The sequence below is a fragment of the Williamsia sp. z34 genome (assembly GCF_059553395.1).
Window position 1 is genome coordinate 74,223 of record NZ_JCANWW010000004.1, and the last position, 19,666, is coordinate 93,888.

Here is a 19,666-nt window from a genome sequence, read left to right on the forward strand (position 1 = left end):
TGAGGCGCTGATCGCCTCGGCGAGATCTGCCACCACCGGTGCCTCGAACAGGATCCGGACACCCAGACGCACACCGAGGACCTCGTTGATCCTCGCGATGGCGCGGGTGGCGGCCAGCGAATTGCCACCGAGATCGAAGAACGAGTCGTCGGCGCCGACGGACTCGACCCCCAGCACGTCGGCGTAGGCCGCGGCGATCGCGTGTTCCATCGGCGTGGACGGTTCCCGGTGTTCGGTTGCCGCGGAGGCGAATTCCGGCGCGGGCAGTGCCCTCTTGTCGAGCTTTCCGATCGGGGTCAGCGGCACCTCGTCGAGGAACACCATCGAGCTGGGGACCATGAACTTGGGCAGGAACCCGCCGGCATGGTCGGCGAGATCGCGCGCATCGATCGTGGCACCGGGCTTGAGCTTCAGATAGGCCGCCAGCGCGGTGTCACCGGAGGGGCCGTCGACACCGATCGTCACGGCGAAGTCCACCGCGGGATGACCGGCGAGCACCGCGTCGATCTCACCGAGTTCGATGCGGAAGCCGCGGACCTTGACCTGCTGATCAGAACGGCCCATGTAGGCGACCTCGTGGCCGAGGTGTCCGTCGGGACCGGTGACCGCGACCCACCGGACCACGTCACCGGTGCGATACATCCGGTCGCCCTGGGGTCCATACGGATTGGCGACGAATCGGGTGGAGGTCAGATCCGGCCGGGCACGGTAGGCGCGGGAGACGCCGGGTCCGCTGATGTACAGCTCACCGGGGACGCCGACGGGTACCGGATGCAACCGGCTGTCGAGCACCAGTGCACTCACACCGGCGATCGGGGCACCGATGGTGATCGGTGCACCGACCGTCATCGGATCACTGATGTTGGTCATGATCGTGGTCTCGGTGGGGCCGTATCCGTTGTACAGCCGACGACCGGGAGCCCAGCGCTGCACCAGGTCCGACGGCACCGCCTCGCCACCGGCGACCACGTCCGAGAAGTGTGGCAGGCCCTGCGGGTCGATCGACGCCAGGGCGGCCGGCGTGATGAACGCATGCGTGACCTGATTGTCGGCCAGCAGTGTGTGGAGCTCGGCACCGCCGTACACCCCGGGCGGCACGATGACCATCGTGGCGCCCGCACCGACGGCCAGGAGCAGTTCGAGGATCGAGGCGTCGAAGCTCGGGGACGCGAAGTGCAGTGTGCGCGAGGACTTCGTGGTCCGGTAACGGCGTCGCTGCTCGTCACTGAAGGCGGCCAGACCGCGGTGCGTGACCTCCACGCCCTTCGGCTTCCCGGTGGTACCCGAGGTGTAGATGATGTACGCGCAGTTCGACACCCGCACGTCGCCGCGTCGTTCGGCGGCGCCGATCGGGTCGCCGCCGTGACGGTGCAACGCCGGATCGTCGATGTCGAGCCAGTCGATGGTCTGCGGCAGCCGCATGGCGTCGACGCGACGCGTCATACCGATCCGCGCCCCCGAATCGGCGAGCATGTGCGCCACCCGGTCGGCCGGATAGTTCGGGTCGACGGGCACGAACGCCGCGCCGCTTCGAGCAACCGCCCACACTGCCAGCACCGATTCGATGCTGCGGGTGATGCCCAGTGCCACCACGTCTTCGGGTCCCAGACCGCGCGAGATCAATTCCCGGGCGAGCCGGTTCGACCGGTTGTCGAGCTCGCGGTAGGTCATGGCCTGCTCGCCGCAGATCAGCGCGACACCATCGGGATCGGCGGCGGCCGCCCGGTCGAGCAGGTCGATCAGGGTTGCCGGTTCCGGCGCGGGTACACCGCGCACGGGGACCAGGTCGGTGCGTGCCTGCTCGTCGAGCAGTTCGATCTCACCGATGAGTACATCGCTGTCCGCGACCATGCCCTGCAGGATCCGCAGGAGCCGATCTGCCAGTGCCTGCGCGGTCGACGGGTCGAAGATGTCGGTGGCGAAGCCGAGGAATCCGGCCAGTCCGGCGGCCTGCCCGTTCTCGCCCCACTGCTCGGTGAGTTCGAAGGACAGGTCGAACTTGCTGAATGCGGTGTCCACCGCACCGGGGGTCACCTCGAGGCCTTCGAGTTCGAATGTGGGCCGGGCGTTGTTGTTCAACCCGAACACCACCTGGATCAGCGGCGTGTGTGCCGTTGATCGACTCACCGTCAGCGTGTCGACGATCTGCTCGAACGGGACGTCGCTGTGGTCGAACGCATCCAGGTCGCGGGCCCGGACGTCGGCGAGGAAGTCACCGACCGACCGGTCCAGGGGTACATCGGTCCGTAGGACCAGGGTGTTGACGAACATCCCGACCACCGGGTCGAGTTCCGCGGCGGCGCGTCCGCCGACGGGGGTCCCGAGGGCGACATCGCGATCGGCTCCGCTGCGGGCCAACAGGATTGCCACGGCGGCGTGCAGGACCATGAAGCTCGACAGGCCGCGGGCCCCGGCCAGGGCCACCACCTGCTGATGCAGCTCGGCGGGCACGAAGAACAGGTGGCTGCCACCGACATCACTGCGCACATTCGAGCGCGGACGGTCGGTGGGCAGACCGATCACCTCGGGCATGCCGGCCAGATGTGCCCGCCAGAAGTCCAGCTGGGCCGCTGCCGCACCACCGGGTTCGTCGGCGGCTCCGAAGTTCTCCTGCTGCCAGATCGCGAAATCGGTGTACTGCACCGCAAGTGGTGCCCATCCGGGCGCCCGGCCCTGGCGGCGGGCCTCGTAGGCGGTCAGCAGATCCGACGCCATCGGACGCATCGACAATCCGTCCGAGGCGATGTGATGGACGACGATCACGAGCAGGTGCTGTTCGCGGTTGTCGCCGCCGACCTCGTCGTCGGGTTCGATGCGCCACAGGGCCGACCGGAACGGCACCGTGGTGGTGACATCGAAACCGACCCGGGCGAAGGCCTGGAGGCGTTCCCACACCTGGTCCCGTGCGATCGAATCGAGACGGAACGGCGGCAGGGCATCCATCACCGGAACCACCACCTGCTCGGGTCCGTCGGGTCCCTGTGGGTAGACGGTCCTCATCACGTGCTGGCGATCGACCAGATCGACCAGCGCCGCACTGAGCGCCTCGACGTCGAGTTCACCGGTGAGCAGGAGCGTCATCGGGATGTTGTAGGCGCCGGATTCCGGGTCATACCGGTTGATGAACCACAGGCGTTGCTGTGCGAGCGAGAGCGGTATCCGCTCGGGCGCAGGGCCTTCCGGCTTCACGAAACGGGTGACCGCATGCCCGGGCCGGCCGGCCCCATCGGTGCGGCGCAGTTCCACGAGTGCGGCCAGTTCGGCCGGGGTCACCGCGTCGAAGACATCGCGCAGCCCGACGGTTGTGCCGAGCGCATCGGACAACCGGTTGGCCAGCCGGGCGGCGCTCAGCGAGTTGCCACCCTGCTCGAAGAACGATGCGGTGGCACTGACCCGGTCGACGCCGACGGTGTCGGCGAAGACTCCGGCGATGATCTCTTCCAGCGGTGTCCGCGGCGCCACGAAGGACTCCGCGTCGTCCTGACCGAATTCGGGCGTGGGCAACGCCTTTCGGTCGACCTTCCCGTTCGGGTTGAGCGGCAGTGCGTCCATGACCATGATTGCCTCGGGCACCATGTAGTCGGGTAGCACCTTGGCCAGTTCGGCCCGGACCGCACCGACGTCGAGTCCCGGATCGGCGCCCACGTGGGCCGCCAGTCGGCGGTCCGAGGACTCGCCGTGCGCCGACACGACGGCTTGGCGGATACCGGTCAGCGCCGTCAGCGCCGATTCGATCTCGCCGAGTTCGATCCGCAGACCACGGACCTTGACCTGGAAGTCGCTGCGTCCGACGAACATCGCGTCGCCGCCGGGTAGACGACGCACCAGGTCTCCGGTGCGATACATCCGGGATCCGGCCGCGCCGGCGGGATCGGCGACGAAGCGGGCCGCGGTGATGCCGGGCATCCGCCCGTAACCACGGGCAAGTGCCACCCCGCCGATGTAGAGCTCCCCCACCACACCGATCGGGACCGGACGCAGTCGCTGATCAAGGATCTTGTGGGTGACGTTCGGGATGGTGTGTCCCAATGTGATCGGCCCGATGTCCCGGGCTTCACCGTCGGCGTTGGGCGCATGATCGGTCAGCGGCACCCACCGCGCGGCCGTGGTGGCCGCGGCCTCGGTGGGTCCGTACATCGACAGCATCGCGGTGTCGGTCCCGAGCAGGCTGCGATAAGCGTGCGGCGTCAGGACCTCGCCACCGGTCGCCACCGTGGCGAGCGTGGTCAGCACGTTCGCGGCATCTAGTTCGGTGAGCAATTCCAGTGCGCTCGGCGCGACGTTCAGCAGGGAGATGTCCTCGGATCCGATGATGCCGAGGATCTCCGCGGGGTCGAAACCCTCGGTGACGAGGCGGATCACACCGCCGACCCGCAGCGCGGTCCAGATGTTCTTCTGGGTGAGGTCGAACCGAGGTGACGAGGCGATGATCACCGTGTCACCGTCGGAGAACCGGATCTTCTCGCGGTACCAGCCCCACATGTTCAGCAGGCCACCGGCCGGCACCAGGGTCGGTTTCGGTCGTCCGGTGGACCCGGACGTGGTGATCACATAGCCAAGGCGCAGGTCGGCGCCGGGCTCGGACCAGCGGTCCGGCAATCCCGAGGCGTCGAGCCTTCCCAGTGCGGCATCGGTCGCGGCGTCGCCGAGTTCGATCAATTCCGCACCGGCGGTGTCGATCCCGGCACGGAGCTCATCGGTGACCACATCATGATTCGCCACGACAACTCGCACACCGGCATCGGCGACGATCGCGACCGCACGGTCGGCCGGGCCGGTCGGATCGAGCGGAAGGTACGCCGCCCCTGCCTTCCAGGCGGCCAGCAGACCGATGATCCAGTTCGCCGACCGCGTGGTGAGCAGGCCGACGACGTCGTCGGGACCGATGCCGCGCGAAATCAGTTCGGTGGCAAGCTGATTGGCCGACCGGTCGAGCTGGCGACGGGTCAGCGACCTTTCCGGGCTTCGGACGGCCGGGGCATCCGGGTTCTCGCGGACGCGCGCATCCCAGTCGGACAGCGGCGTGCTGGCCGCCGGAATCGCGGACTCCGACTCCGTCACCGGACGCGCACTGCGGTAATCGGAGAGGTCCCGCCCATCGAGAAGACGTGCGGCATCGGCGATGACGTTGTCGAGGGCGACGGCGAAACCGTCCGGGGCCGCCACGATGGTGGGGACCAGACTGGTCAGGACAACCGACGCGATCGCATCGGCGTCCATCCCGCGCTCGCCGAGCGGACCCGACAGCTGACCGAAGCGATCACTGAAGTCGCGGTAGGTGATCGCGACGCCGTCGACATCGAGCGCCACCGCATCGGGATCGATGTCGACCGCGGCGGCGAGGAGTGCGGCGAGGTCTGCGGCGCTGTATGCCGGGGCGGGTTCGGCCGCGGGTTCCGGGGTCTGCGACGCGAGTTCGTCCTCGAGGTGTTCGGCTGCGGTGAGGATGTCGATGTCCCCGACCACGGCGGTCGGGTCGGCGGCGATCGCCCGCGCCATGATCTCGAAGCGCTCGGCGATGGCGGCCACCGTCTCGCGGTCGAAGATGTCTGTCGCGTAGGTGATCCGGCCACCCAGTCGGCGACGGCCGTCGGCGTCGATGGTGTCGTCGATCGCGAAGGTCAGGTCGAACTTGGCGCCCTGGATCATCCCGTCGGCGACCTCCACGCTCAGACCGGGCAGATCGACCGAGGCGGTCTCGTTGTTCTCGAACGACAACATCACCTGGAACAGCGGCGAATGGGACTGTTGGCGGCGCGAGACCAGCGCACCGACAACGCTCTCGAACGGGATGTCGTCATTGGCGAAGGCGTCGAGATCGGCCACGCGCACCCGGGTCAGTACGTCGTCGAAACGATCCGCCGGGTCGACCTCGGACCGCAGCACCACGGTGTTGACGAACATGCCGACCAGATCGTCCAGGGCGATGTGGTCACGTCCGCCCACGGGCGTGCCGACGGTGATGTCCGACGAACCGGACAGGCGCGCAACCAGAGTCGCGACGATGGCGTGAACCACCATGAACAGCGACGCCTGCCTGCCCTGCGCATAGGCGTCCAATGCGGCCACGACATCGCCGGGAACGGCCAGCGGTACCGATGCGCCCTGCATCGTGCGCCGGGCCGGACGCGGCCGGTCCAGCGGCAGGTCGACGACCTCGGGCACACCCGACAGTGCCGTGCGCCAGAAGTCGAGCTGGCGGGCGGCAACGGAGGCCGGATCGTCCGGCGAGCCGAGCACCTGGCGCTGCCAGTGCGCGTAATCGGTGTACTGCACCGGAAGTGGCGCCCAGTGCAGCTGCGGATCGGTACCCGCGGTTCGGGCTGCGTAGGCGGTCACCAGATCACGGGCCAGCGGGGCCATCGAGGCACCGTCGGCGACGATGTGGTGGACGACCACGATCAGCAGGTGTTCGCCGCCGGCGCGTAACAATCGGGCCCGAACCGGGGCCGTTTCCGTGACATCGAAGCCGACAGCGGCGAACTCTGCTGCCGCCGAGAACATTTCGTCGGCGCCGGGGACGTCCACCGGTTCCAGATCGACCTGGACATCGTCCACCGACAGCACCCGCTGGTACGGACCGTGGGCCGTGTCGGGGAAGACCGAGCGCAGTGTGTGCTGGCGGTCGAGGACATCGGCGACCGCGGCGGCCAGGGCCTCGACATCAAGTGCACCGGACAGTCGCAGAGGCAGCACGATGTTGTACGCCGGGGACTGCGGGTCGAGACGGTTGAGCAACCACATGGCCTGCTGGGCGAGCGAGAGCGGTGGCCGCTCCCCCGACCCACCGGCGATGAGTTCGGGCAGATCCGCTTGCGCCGGTGCGGTGTCGAGGCACCTGGCCAACGTTTCGACGGTCGGGTTCTCGAAGATCTCGCGCACCGCCACGCGGCGACCGACGAGCGCACTGATGCGGGCCGCCGCCTTGGTGGCCACCAGCGAGTTGCCACCGAGATCGAAGAACGAATCACTCACGCCGACCGACGACAGTCCGAGGACCTCCGCCAGCACGGCGGCCAGCATCCGCTCGGTGTCCGTCGACGGTGCCGCACCGGCCGAGGCCAGGGCTCCGAGGTCGGGTTCGGGCAGCGCGGATCGGTCGAGTTTGCCTGCCCGGGTCAGCGGGATCTCGGTCAGGAAGACGATGGCGGCGGGCACCATGTGGGAGGGCAGCCGCTCCCCGACGAAGTCCCGGACCGCTTTGGGGTCCAACGGTTTCGACGCCAGCACATGCGCCACCAAGGTGGTGACGCCCGAGGGCATCCGGGCACCGGAGGTGACCGCGAAGTCGATGTCGGGATGGGCCGACAACGCGGCGTCGACCTCACCGAGTTCGATGCGGAAGCCACGGACCTTGACCTGGAAGTCGCTGCGTCCGACGTACTTCACCTCGAGGCCACCGGATTCGGTGCGGACCCACCGCACCACGTCACCGGTCCGGTACATGCGGGCACCGGGTGCGCCGTGCGGATCGGCGACGAAGCGTTCGGCAGTCAGCGAGGCCCGGTTCTGATAGCCACGGGCCACCGCCGGACCGCTCAGGAACAACTCGCCGTCCACGCCGACCGGGACCGGCTGCAGACGCCGATCGAGGATCAGCGACGTCAGTCCACGCACCGGTGAGCCGATCGTGATCTCATCGGCCGGGCTCATCGGCCCCGCGATGCTCGCGACAACCGTTGTCTCGGTGGGTCCGTAGGCGTTGAACAGGCGCCGGCCGGGGGCCCAACGCGTGACCAGCTCGGGTGGGCAGGCCTCACCGCCGACGACCACGGACTCGAGGTGATCGAGGCCCGCGGGATCGACCGAGGCCAGCGCGGCGGGTGTGATGAAGGCGTGGGTGACGCCGTATTCGGACAGGAAGTCGTGCAGATCGTCGCCGCCGTAGATCTCGGTCGGGGCGATGACCATGGTGGATCCGTGCGCCAGTGCCAGCAACAACTCCAGCACGGAGGCGTCGAAGCTCGGTGAGGCGAAGTGCAGGGTGCGTGAATCCTCGGTCAGCGCATAGCGATCCGACTGCTGCGCCAGCAGGCTCGCCAGGCCGCCGTGGGTGACAACAACCCCTTTGGGGACCCCGGTGGTACCGGAGGTGTAGATCATGTAGGCCGGGTTGGCGATCCGGACCGGTCCGGTTCGGTCAGAGTCGGCCAGAGGTGCGGTCGATTCCCGCGAGATCGCGGCGGCGGTCTCCTGCGAATCGAGTTCGAGCCAGTCGACCGTGTCCGGTCGCACCGATCGCCAGGCCGACGTCGAAATCCCGTACACGGCAGCCGAATCGGCGAGCATGTGTTCGATGCGTTCGGCCGGATATTGCATGTCGACGGGCAGATAGGCGGCACCGGTCTTCGCCACCGCCCACAGCCCCACCAGGAAGTCGATCGAGCGGCCCATGCCCAGCGCCACGATCTGATCGGGTCCGATCCCACGGGCGATCATGATCCGCGCCAGCGCGTTCGACCGGGCGTCGAGGTCACGGTAGGCGATCGAGCCGGTCGGTGACACGGCGGCATCGCGATCGGCACCCGCGGCGGCCGCGGCGGCGAGAAGTTCGGGGAGCGTGTCGAAGGCGGTCTCGCCGGACCCCTGCCTGCCGAGCAGTTCTGCCCGCTCCGGCGCGGACAGGACCTCGACCTGACCCACCCGAACCGAGGGGTCCGTGGCGATCTCACCGAGCACCCGCAGGAACATCTGCAGGATCTGCTCGGCCTGGTCGCGGCCGACGGTCTCCGGCAAGTACTTCGCCGAGAGCCGCAGTCCCGGTTCGGTAGTCGCGATCAGCGTCAAGGGGTAATGGGTGGCGTCGAGGATGTCGGCGTCGACGACAGCCATCCCGTCGATCGCGGCGGCGGCGGTGAGCGCGCTGCGATCGAACGGGTACGACTCGTACACCATCATGGTGTCGAACAGCGCATCGGCGTCAGTGGTCGCGGTGATCTCTGCCAGGCCGATGGTGTGGTGGTCGAGCAGTTCGGTCTGTTCGTGGGCGATCCGCCGGACCAGCCCGTCGAGTTCAGAGTTGTTGTCCACCCGCACCCGCACCGGCAGCGTGTTGATGAACAGTCCGAGCATCGACTCGATGCCCGAGACCTGCGGCGGCCGGCCCGACACCGTGGTCCCGAAGATCACGTCGTCGCGACCGGTCAACCGCGCCAACACGATTCCCCAGGCCGTCTGCAGAACGGTGTTGAGGGTGGTGCCGGCGCCTCGGACGTACTCGGTCAACCGGCGCGAGACGTCGTCGGCGACATCGACGTCGACCACGTGCGGTACCTGACCGGCGCTGTGGGCGGTGGCCGCCGGGAAGAGCGTGGTCGGTTCGGTGACGCCGGCCAGGGCGTCCGTCCAGGCGGACAGCGCTGCGGCGGTCGACTGCGACCGCAGCCAGGTCAGATAGTTCCGGTAGGGAGCGGCCGGGTTCAGGGCCTTCGCATTGCCGCCGGCGCGGTAGATCTCGAGCAGGTCGCCCATGAAGATCGGCATGGACCATCCGTCGAGCAGGATGTGGTGATTGGTCACCACGAAGCGGTACGCCTCGGCGCCGCGCCGGATCATCGTGAACCGGATCAGTGGCGCAGCGTCCATCTCGAACGGGGCGATCCGTTCCTGATGGGTCAGCTCCGCGACCCGGGTCTCGCGTTCGCTCTCGTCGACCTCGGTCAGGTCATGCTCGGTCCAGGGCGCATCCACGTGGGAGGCGACCACAGCCAGGGCCACGCCCTCACTGTCGGTGACAAAGGCGCTGCGCAGGTTGGGATGTCGGTCGATCAGTGCCTGGGCGCTGCGCCGCATCCGGTCGGGATCGACATCGGTCAGGTCTAGCACCATCTGCGCGGCGTAGACATCCATCCCGCCTGCGGCGAGGTCGGCATGGAACAGCAACCCCTCCTGCAGGGGTGTCAGCGGCCACACGTCGACGATGTCGTCGAACCGTCGCTCGAGCTCGTCGACCTGCGGCTGGCGCAGGTCCACCAGCGGCAGATCGGATGGGGTCCGCCCACCGGCGCCCGGCGACGCCGCGTGCAGCGCAATCGATTCCAGCGCCCGGGTCCACAATTCCGTGAAGCGGTCCACCGAGGCGTCATCGAGCAGCCCGGCGGGGTATTCGATCGTGGCCGAGAACTGCGGGCCGACCTCCGATTCGGTCACCATCGCGTTGATGTCCAGCGCGGTCCGAACCGGCACCGCGGTGCCCCGGTTCCCCCGCAGGGCACTCTCGCCATCCGGGATCCAGGGACCCGACATCCCGGTACCCGAGAGCCGGCCCAGGTAGTTGAACCCGATCGCGGGTTCGGCGAATCGGGACAGTTCGGTGGCTCCGGCCTCGTTCAGATACCGGAGCAGGCCGTAACCCACGCCACGCCGGGGTACGGCGGCGAGTTGTTCCTTGACCGCTTTGACCAGGTCACCCGCGGCGACCCCACCGGCCATCGCATCGTCGACGTCGATGTCGTCGGTGCACAGGAGTACCGGGTAGGCGGTCGTGAACCAGCCGGCGGTCCGGGACAGATCGGATCCGGCGAGTAGTTCTTCCTCGCGGCCATGTGCTTCGAGGGCCACGACGATCGACTGTGCAGCCGGCCGGGTTCCGCTGTGCCCGTTGTCCGGTCCTTCGCCGCGGTCACGCAGCCAGGTGGTCGCCGCCAACGCCAGGGCTGCGAGCAACCCGTCGTTCACACCACCGTGGAAGGCCTGCGGGACCTGCGTCAGCAGGGTGTCGGTGAGCTCGGGCGAGATGGTGAACTCCCGGCGCCGCAGTGTGGCCACCACGTCGCGGGCGGGATCGACCCGCAGCGTCTGATCATCGATCGCCCCGAGCACCGAACGCCAGTGGTCGAGTTCGCCGATGAGCTCGGGCTGTGCGGCCAGTTCGGTCAGGTTGTGAGCCCAGCGGCGCATCGAGGTGCCGGTCGGTGCGAGCACCACCTCATCACCCGCGGCGGCCGCCGACCAGGCAATGGCCAGGTCCGGCAACAGGATTCGCCAGGTGACACCGTCGACAGCGAGATGATGGAGCACGATCAGCAATCGTCGGCCGACCTCGGGCGCCCAGTCACCGGTCACCACCGTCACGGACATGATCGAGCCCGTGGCCGGATCGAGCGCCTCCGTGGCATCGAGCGCAGCGGCGGCGACGGCCTCGTCGAACGCCGCCGTCCCGGGTGCCGGATCCACCGTGATCTCTGTGACCGCAACATCTCTGGCGTCGGCGACCGGGTCGATGACGTGGTGCAGGCGCCCGGAGTCGTCACCGAACAGGCGCGAGCGCAAGATGTCGTGGTGGGCCACCACGGCGGCAAGCGTGCGGTGCAGGGTGTCGGCGGAAAAAGGCTCGGGGGCGGGGACCACCACGGACTGGGAGAACGCTCGCGCATTCTCGGGCTCGGCCGCCATCCACCGCATGATCGGCGTCAGCGCCACCTCGCCCACGGCCCCACCGGGCAGTTCGTGGACGACGGACGCCGAACCCTCGGTTCTGGCAACCCTGGCCAGCGCGCCGATGGTGTTGTGCTCGAACACCTCTCGCGACGAGAAGTGCAGACCGATCGCCCGGGCGCGGGAGACGAGCTGAATGGACATGATGCTGTCGCCACCGAGACCGAAGAACGAGTCGTCGAGTCCGACCTCCGAATGTCCGAGCAGGTCGCCGACGAGGCCGGCGATGGCCCGCTCGGCGTCCGTGACCGGCGGCCGGAATGCGGTGGTCCGTACCGAGAAATCGGGCGCGGGCAGCGCCTTTCGATCGATTTTGCCGCTGGGCCCCAGGGGCATCTGCGGTAGTTCGACGAACGCATCGGGCAGCATGTAGTCGGGAACCAGGGCCGCGACCGTGTTCGTCAGGGCCGCGGTGTCGATCGGCGGTTGCCCGGCGGCTCCGACCACGTAGACCACCAGTCGCTGACCGTGTTCGCTCTCGTGGACGGTCACCACAGCCTCGCGGACCGCCGCATCCGAGCGCACCGCGGACTCGATCTCCCCGAGTTCGATGCGGAGGCCACGGACCTTGACCTGGAAGTCGCTGCGTCCCAGGTACTCCAGGGATCCCTCGGCCGACCAGCGGACCAGGTCGCCGGTGCGGTACATCCGCGTTCCCGCGGGCCCGAAGACGGAGGGCACATATCGTTCGGCGGTCAGGTCGGCCCGGCCGAGGTAGCCGCGGGTGAGTTGTTCACCCGACAGGTAGAGCTCGCCGACGGCGCCGACCACACACGGCCGCAGTTGCCGGTCGAGCACCCAGGCCTGGCAGTTCCAGACCGGGCGGCCGATCGGGACGCCCCGTTCGACGTCCGGTCCGGTTGCTGCGGATGTGGCGTGAACGGTGAACTCGGTGGGGCCATATAGGTTTTCGATCCGGACACCGGGGAGGTCTCGAGCGCTCTGGCGCGCCAGATGCTCACCGAAGGCCTCACCGGCCACGAGCAGCAGCCGCAGTGCAGCAGGGTCGATGGAACCGTTCTCACCGAGGAAGAGCTGCAGCATCGACGGTACGAACGACGTGGCGGTGACGCGTTCAGCGGTGATCACGTCGAGCAGGTACTGGGGGTCCAGATGCCCGTCGGGCCGGGCGATGACCATCTTGGCACCCACGGTCGGCGCGAACAGTTCCCACACCGAGACGTCGAACGTGGTGGGGGTCTTCTGCAGGACGACGTCGTCGGGACCGATTCCGTAGTGCCCGGCCAGCCAGGCCATCTGGTTGACTACGGCGCGATGCGGGACCGCCACACCCTTGGGCTTGCCCGTCGAGCCGGAGGTGAAAAGGACGTAGGCCAGAGCCTCGGGACGCAGGGCGCGTTCGTCATCGGTCAGCGGCGCATCCGAATACCCCGAGAGGTCGACGTTCTCGAGTTCGACGACCTCGACACCGGTGTCCGCGACCGCCGCCCGATCGGCGCCCGCGACCACGACACAGATCGGGCCCGCGGTCTGCAGGACGTCGACCGTCCGGCTCCGCGGATGGTCCGGATCGATGGGCACGTAGGCGCCACCGGCCTTGAGCACCGCGTACAGGGTCCCCACGAGCTCGAGACCGCGGCGCAGGGCCACCCCGACGCGGACGTCGGGGCCGACGCCGGCAGCGATGAAATGGCGTGCGAGCCGGTTCGTCCAGGCGTCGAACTCGGCGAAGGTCATCTGACGGGACCCGTCGACGAAGGCCGTTGCATCCGGGGTCCGCTCGACCTGGCGGCGCCACATCTGGATCAGGTCGGTGGAATCGACCGGGTGCGCGGTGTCATTCGGGGCCACCGTCGTCGCCGTGATCTCAGCCGCCGAGCCCAGGGTGAGCGAGCCGACCGGCGTACCCGCGGGTGCCTGCAGCAGTCGACCGAGGAAGTCGGTGAAGCGCTCGTGGTGCCGGTTCAGGTCGGCGTCGGAGTAGGACTGCGGGTTCGCCTCGAAGTCCACCCGCAGGTTCGAGCCCGACACACCCGGATACAGGTTCATCGACAGGTCCTCGACGGGACCGGTGGTCAGCACGTGCAGATGTCCCACGACATCGCCGAGTTCCAGGATCGGATGGAACATCATCAGGTTGATCGACGGACCGAACAGGCCGCGCCGGCCGGTGCCCTGACCGAGATCGCGGCGGATGTCCTCGTGCCGATAGAGCTGCCGCCGCAGGGCGCCCGTCAGCTCCGTCTGCACCGCTGCGACGAGTTCGTCGATCGTCGTGGCCGGAGCGACTGTCAGACGCAGGGGGACGATGTTGGAGACCATGCCGCCCGCTCGCCGGAGTCTGGCGGTGTTGCGGCCCGAGACGGGCAGGCTCAGCACGACGTCTTCGCTGTCGGTCATCCGGGCCAGGTAGGCCGCGAAGGCGGCGATCACCGTCGGCGCGGTGCTGCCTCCCGTTTGCCCGGCCGCCTCGTCGAGCTGTGCGGCGACGTCGTCGGGCAGGGTGGCCGAGGCCAGCTGCGAGTAGGCGCCGGGAGCGGCGCGGTGCGCGGACAGGGACAGCGGGCCGGGCAGATCGGCCGTGCGCTGCAGCCAGTACTCGCGGTCCTTGACGAAGCGATCCGAATCCCGGTACTTGCGTTCGTCCGCGAGGATGTCGGGTAGTGCGGCGCCCTTGGACGGCGCCGGCTCACGTCCGGCAACGAGCGCCGAGTAGACCTCGGCGATGCGGGTGACCGTGGCCATCGCACCGAATCCGTCGAGGGCGATGTGGTGGGTACGGACGTACCAGAAGTGGTGGTCGTCGCCGATGCGCAGCAGCGAACTGACCGTGAGCCGGTCGGTGAGCACATCGACGGGTCGGCGGTATTCCTCACGCATCCATCGTTGCGCGGCGGCATGCGGATCCGGTTCGGCGGACAGGTCGACGAACTCGATGCTGTCGTCGATCGACTCGTCGACGAACTGGAGCGGTAGCGCGTCGGTCTCGACCAGGCTCAGATAGGCCGAGCCCATCTCCCGACCGGCGACCTGGGAGGCCCGGCTCAGCAGGTCCGCATCGATGTGCCCGACCAATTCGACGTACTGCGCGATATTGATCGGAATCTCACCCAGGGCTTGCTGGGCGAAATAGATTCCACGCTGAGCGGCCGAAAGTTCAAATACTGCGTCACCGGGCATATTCACTGATTCGTCGGAGGGGCCAGCACTCAAACCCACTCGCTCCAATCTCGAACGGAATGCTCGCCTCGGGACACAAAGAAGACAGCCTACATGCTTCTGCCGATTGCAGCGCCCACGGCGCTGCCCATTCTGCATTTCAGCTGTTCAAGAGGTTTATTCAATACCCTAAACCTCTGAATAGAGATTCATAACGGGTAGTTAGAGAGGGAAATCGTCGGCGGGGTCCCACGCCGGCCACCGGGAGCCGACCCGGGACCGGCACAGTGGCAGCCACTCAGGGACGAACCGAACCCGTCGCCGAGGGGTGTGGGGCCGCCGGGAGACGGCACAGCGGACGAAAGCGACCCACCGTAGAACTCACGGCGGAGACCGGGAGGGCCGGTCAGGCGCCGGACAACCGGCTGGCGATGACGCGCAGATCGATCTCGTTCGTCCCGGCGCCGTTCAGCGGCGCAACGGGCGTGATGGTGTGCAGATCGACCATGTCGACGGATATCCCGCTGACGGCGCCGTCGACGACCGCTGCCACCGCTGCCGGATCGGGCTCGCCACCCAGTGCGGGCAACCCGGCGAAGATCCCGGCCACCACTGCGGACCGGTCGTCCATTCGCTGACCGCGGATCACCGGCATCATCAGCCTGATCGCGGCATCGAGGTCGCGGTAGGTGAGAGCACGCCCACGGTGACGGGCGACGATGCGATCAGGTGTTGCGGCCGCGATCCGGGCCACCGCATCGGGCAGTTCGATCGAGGCAGAAGTATGGTCCGCGACCTGGTCGTGGGACCGAACTGCTGAGGTAGCCATCATGCACTCCAAACCTGGCCCGCCGGCGACTTGAGGGGCCTGAAGTGCCCATGGTCACAGGACACAGGTCATAAGGGAAGGTTTCGGACAAACCCGTTACCTCACTGAAATGTGGAACATGTCACATTCAGCCGTCCTTCGTGGTCACCGCGACGAACGAACGCGGTGATCCGGAGTCGGCCGGATCAGTGTTCCCGGAGGGTTTCGCGTGCACGAACAGCAGTCCCGCCCACGTCAGGCGCGGGGGGGTCACACAGCGGAGGGTTCGGCGATGTTCAGGATTCCGCGAGGACCATCAGAGCCCGGAGTCGGATCGCCCGCAACGTCTCGTCCAGGGCGCCCGGGCCGGAAACGGCGAGCCCGGGAACGCTGGTCATCACCGCGACGGTGAGAGCGGAGTCGTCGATGCGGGGTGAACCGGTCATGGCGACCGCAGCGCCCTGGGCGCGGGCCCGCAGGTCCGCGAACGTCACCGTGAAGCCATTTCCGGTCACTGCGGGCCGGTCGGGAGCGGCATCGGCCGCGGCGGCAAGCAGGTCGGTCAAGGGCCGGGGATCACGCCGACCCCGGAGGGTCTGCACACCAACCGCGGGATACATCTCGTTGCCATCACATCGGGATTGTGTTGCCACAACGCCCACCCCTTTCGCGACCTGCTAATCGACTGCGACTATCGCACGACATTTCGGCTGCGCCCCGGGGATATTCCCCATAATGACGTCGCTAAACCATCCATATGCAAGCTTTTACCATGTGAAAAGGAAATTTTTCCTTTTCCGAGGAAGGATATCGCCAGATGGTCGCTTGGCGTTACCACCGGATTTTGCGATACGTTCGATAACGTCAGAATGGGCGATCGCGTCGCCGCGTGACCAATACGACGACGGGATCCAAATGCAGGCCAAGCACGGTGGTGTTGCCCGAACGAGCCGGTCGGGTGAGTTCGAGGTGTCGCCCGCCGGGACCACGTACGGCGTCGTCGCAGATGGGCTCGTGAAGCGTTTCGGCGACTTCACGGCCGTCGACGGGGTCAGCTTCGAGGTGCCCACCGGCACGGTGCTCGGACTGCTGGGTCCCAACGGCGCCGGGAAGACGACGACGGTCAACATGCTCGCGACCTTGCTCACACCGGACGAGGGCACTGCGCGCATCGCCGGCTACGACGTCGTCCGGGATCGGGCCGCCGTACGCGCCTCGATCATGCTCACGGGCCAGTTCGCGGCTCTGGACGAGTCCTTGACCGGCCGCGAGAACCTCGTGCTGTTCGGCAAATTGATGGGTCTGAGCAAAACCGAGGCCGCGCAGCGCGCTGCCGAACTCCTCGACGCCTTCGACCTCGTCGACGCCGCCTCGCGACGTGTCGGGAAGTTCTCCGGCGGCATGCGCCGACGCATCGACATCGCGTGCGGTCTGGTGGTGCGGCCCGAGGTCGTCTTCCTCGACGAGCCCACGACCGGACTCGATCCGCGCAGCCGTCAGGATGTCTGGAACATCGTGACCTCGCTGCGCGACCTGGGCATCACCACATTGCTGACCACCCAGTACCTCGAGGAGGCAGACCTGCTCAGCGACCGGATCGTCGTGATCGACAAGGGCCGCGTCATCGCCGAGGGCACCGCGGCAGAGCTCAAGGAACAGGTCAGTGGAACGTTCTGTGAAGTGGTCACGCGCAACCCCGACGACCTCGCCCGGATCAAGACGTTGCTGACCGAACTGGTGCCTGCCGACGAGATACGGATCGACCCGAACCGCAATGCGCTGACCCTGCCCGCGGTGCGGTCGACGCAGACGCTGGTCGATGTCGTACGTCTGACCGATTCCGCCGGAATAGAACTCACCGACGTGGGCTTGCGACGACCGTCACTGGACGACGTGTTCCTCAAGCTGACGGAAGGCCCGGCCGACGGCACGGAGCAGGCATGACAGTGACCAGCACCGCACGGGTGGCGATCTCGGCCGGCGGTCGCCGTCCCTCGGTCAGGCCCGGCCGTCAGTGGCTGGCCCTGACCCAACGTTCCATCATCGGGATGAAGCGGCAGGGCGAGTTCTATCTGTCCATCACCGCGCCCGTGCTGCTGACGCTGTGCTTCTACATCCCGCTGCGGACCATCATGGATGGGTACCCCGGGATGGACTACGCGCAGTTCCTCATGCCGGTCATCTGCCTGCAGTCGGTGGGCTTCGTGGCGACGTCGGCCGCGATGCGTGCGGCGAATGACGGCAGCACGGGCCTGACCAACCGGCTGCGCAGCATGCCGGTGAACACCTTTGTCCCGCCATTGGCCCGATTGACCTCGAATGTCGTGCTGTTGGTCATCTCACTGATGTGGGCGCTCATCTCGGGCTTGGTGATCGGTTGGAGGCCCACCGCCGGGATCGTCGACTTCATCGGATTCATCGGGGTCGCGATGGTCGTCGGCGTGATTCTCGCCTTCGGCGCCGACACGATCGGCGCCGTCTCGAAGAATCCGGCGGCCACCAGCCAGGCACTGGCCCTGCCCCAGTTGATCCTCGGCATGCTCTCGACGGGGTTCGTGCCCGAAGAACGCTTTCCCGAGTGGATCCAGCCTTTTGCGCGCAATCAGCCGATCTCACAGTTCACCGAACTGATGCGTGGATTCGATGCGGGCGACGTGTCGTGGGATCTGGCGCTGCCGTCCATCTGCTGGGCCGCAGGCATCACCGCGGCAGGCCTGGCCGCCGGAGCCGTCCTGACGATCCGGAGCAGCCGGCGATGAGCAGACACAGAGGAGATGACGGCGCCCCCCAGCAGCATTGGTGGCGCAGCGACACCGGCGGGTCGAGTTCCTCACCGCGCCGGGCCCGAACCGCAGACGGCCCCGCCACCGGTTTCCCCCAGCCAGAACGGGACCGCGCCGATGGCGGCCAGACCGGCTCACATCAGGCTCTTGTCGGCCCATGGACCCTGCTTTCGCCCGGGGCCGCGGCGGCCGACTGGGCCTCCGAACACGCCGCGGCCAGACATCCGGAGCCCGAACAGACCGGGCGCCCGCTGACCCGGCTCACCGACCGGAACTCTCCCGACCCGGCGGAGTTGACCCCGGCGATGCAGCAGGCCCCCACGGTCCGGCTGGACCTCGCCCAGATCGCGGCGGCCCGGGCCGCGGCGGAGGCGGCAGAACGAACCGCAACGGAACATCCGGCCATGGCCGGCGGGAGGTCCACCACGGGCGCGACGCGATTCCCGCCCGCCCGGGCCACTGATGAGCGCGGCCTGCGCGCCTATCTGACGCACTCGAAGATCCTTTTCGGACGACAGCTCCGAGTCGTCACCCGGGACCGGCTGACGCTGATGCAGAGCCTGCTCTTCCCGTTGCTGAGCATGGTCATGTTCAAGGTGGTGCTCGGAGATGCGATCGGCGGCGCGACCGGGGAGAACAGTGCGTACGGCACGGTTCCACTGGTGGTGCTCGTCGGGGCGATGTTCGGTTCGCTGGCGGTCGGGACCCGTCTGATCAGTGAACGCCGGACCGGCTTGCTGACCCGGCTCTACGTCATGCCGGTGCACCGTGGGGCCGATCTGACGTCGCGGATCACCGTGGAGATGCTGCGGATCCTTGTCGGTACGCTCGTGATCACGACAGCCGGAATGCTCATCGGCTGGCGTTTCGATGAAGGGCTGCTCGCGGCCATCGGGATCTTCGCGGTGGCACTTCTCTACGGTGCGGCGTACTCGACCATCGTTCTCACAGTGGCGATGTCGGCGTCGAACGCTCCCCTGGTGCCCATCATGTCGCTGTGCACCAGCCTGCTGATGTTCTTCAATTCGGGGTTCTCGCCGGTCGAGGCCTACCCGGAGGTGCTCCGGCCACTGGTCCAGAATCAGCCGATGACGTGCGCGATCGAAACGATGCGCGCGTTGGCCATCGGGGGCCCGGTGGCGGAAAACCTCATCAAGACCCTCATCTGGGCCGTCGGTGTGCTGGTGGTCTTCGCCTATCCCGCACTTCGCGCCTACCGTCGGGCGGCTGCGGCGCGGGGCTGAACGAGGAGGACCGCCCGTCGGACGGTCCCCTCGCCTGCGCTTGTCAGTCCTTGTTCGCCTGGTCCGCGTTCATCGCGTCGATCAGGCTCTTCGGCCGCAGGTCGGTCCAGTTCTGCTCGACGTATTCGAGGCAGGCAGCCCGCGAATCCTCGCCGAAGACCTTGTTCCAGCCTGCCGGGATCTCGGCGAAGGTCGGCCACAGCGAATGCTGGTTCTCGTCGTTGACGAGCACGAAGAAACGGCCGTCCTCGTCGTCGAATGGGTTGGTCATGTTG

At 67.7% G+C, this 19,666-nt stretch carries 8 protein-coding genes (1 of these 8 running past the window's edge); 3 read left to right on the forward strand and 5 right to left on the reverse strand.

The window, feature by feature from the left end:
- The 4 genes from AC51GT_RS11765 to AC51GT_RS11780 all read right to left on the reverse strand — a co-directional run.
- Positions 1 to 14,577, reverse strand: partial view of a non-ribosomal peptide synthase/polyketide synthase gene (locus AC51GT_RS11765; RefSeq protein ID WP_496328857.1) — the beginning only. 19,335 nt of this gene lie to the left of the window's left edge; the window shows 14,577 of its 33,912 coding nt (coding positions 1-14,577); its start codon is at positions 14,575 to 14,577; its stop codon lies beyond the left edge, outside the window.
- A gap of 385 nt (positions 14,578 to 14,962) precedes the next feature.
- Positions 14,963 to 15,385 carry a hypothetical protein gene (locus tag AC51GT_RS11770; RefSeq protein WP_496323282.1) on the reverse strand — a complete coding sequence of 141 codons (423 nt, stop codon included), beginning with the start codon at positions 15,383 to 15,385 and terminating at the stop codon, positions 14,963 to 14,965.
- A 127-nt stretch (positions 15,386 to 15,512) separates the two neighbouring features.
- The gene (locus AC51GT_RS11775) at positions 15,513 to 15,638 is read right to left on the reverse strand and encodes a hypothetical protein (protein ID WP_496328858.1); all 126 of its coding nucleotides are present in this window, start codon (positions 15,636 to 15,638) and stop codon (positions 15,513 to 15,515) included.
- Between the two features lie 22 nt (positions 15,639 to 15,660).
- Entirely contained in the window at positions 15,661 to 16,017 is a 357-nt protein-coding gene (locus AC51GT_RS11780) for a hypothetical protein (RefSeq protein WP_496323280.1), read from the reverse strand.
- 262 nt (positions 16,018 to 16,279) lie between these two features.
- Here AC51GT_RS11780 and AC51GT_RS11785 point away from each other — a divergent pair, with 262 nt between their 5' ends.
- Genes AC51GT_RS11785 through AC51GT_RS11795 form a run of 3 tightly spaced genes read left to right on the forward strand, consistent with a single transcriptional unit; the run spans position 16,280 to position 19,391 of the window.
- Positions 16,280 to 17,308 (forward strand): ATP-binding cassette domain-containing protein, encoded by a 1,029-nt coding sequence (locus AC51GT_RS11785; protein WP_496323279.1) that lies wholly within the window; start codon positions 16,280 to 16,282, stop codon positions 17,306 to 17,308.
- Positions 17,305 to 18,123 carry an ABC transporter permease gene (locus AC51GT_RS11790; protein WP_496323278.1) on the forward strand — a complete coding sequence of 273 codons (819 nt, stop codon included), beginning with the start codon at positions 17,305 to 17,307 and terminating at the stop codon, positions 18,121 to 18,123. Before AC51GT_RS11785 ends, AC51GT_RS11790 begins: the two co-directional genes overlap by 4 nt.
- Positions 18,120 to 19,391: an ABC transporter permease gene (locus tag AC51GT_RS11795; RefSeq protein WP_496328859.1), complete on the forward strand. Its 1,272-nt coding sequence runs from the start codon at positions 18,120 to 18,122 to the stop codon at positions 19,389 to 19,391. Before AC51GT_RS11790 ends, AC51GT_RS11795 begins: the two co-directional genes overlap by 4 nt.
- A gap of 43 nt (positions 19,392 to 19,434) precedes the next feature.
- On the opposite strand, the gene AC51GT_RS11800 is transcribed toward AC51GT_RS11795, so the two are convergent.
- Positions 19,435 to 19,662, reverse strand: a complete 228-nt coding sequence (locus AC51GT_RS11800; RefSeq protein ID WP_482135440.1) for an MbtH family protein — start codon at positions 19,660 to 19,662, stop codon at positions 19,435 to 19,437.
- Between the last annotated feature and the right edge of the window lie 4 nt (positions 19,663 to 19,666).

Excerpts from the sequence above, each read along its gene's own strand:
- AC51GT_RS11770 (WP_496323282.1), bottom strand. The coding sequence starts at position 15,385 with ATGGCTACCTCAGCAGTTCGGTCCCACGACCAGGTCGCGGACCATACT.
- AC51GT_RS11785 (WP_496323279.1), top strand. The coding sequence starts at position 16,280 with ATGCAGGCCAAGCACGGTGGTGTTGCCCGAACGAGCCGGTCGGGTGAG.
- AC51GT_RS11790 (WP_496323278.1), top strand. The coding sequence starts at position 17,305 with ATGACAGTGACCAGCACCGCACGGGTGGCGATCTCGGCCGGCGGTCGC.
- AC51GT_RS11795 (WP_496328859.1), top strand. The coding sequence starts at position 18,120 with ATGAGCAGACACAGAGGAGATGACGGCGCCCCCCAGCAGCATTGGTGG.
- AC51GT_RS11800 (WP_482135440.1), bottom strand. The coding sequence starts at position 19,662 with ATGACCAACCCATTCGACGACGAGGACGGCCGTTTCTTCGTGCTCGTC.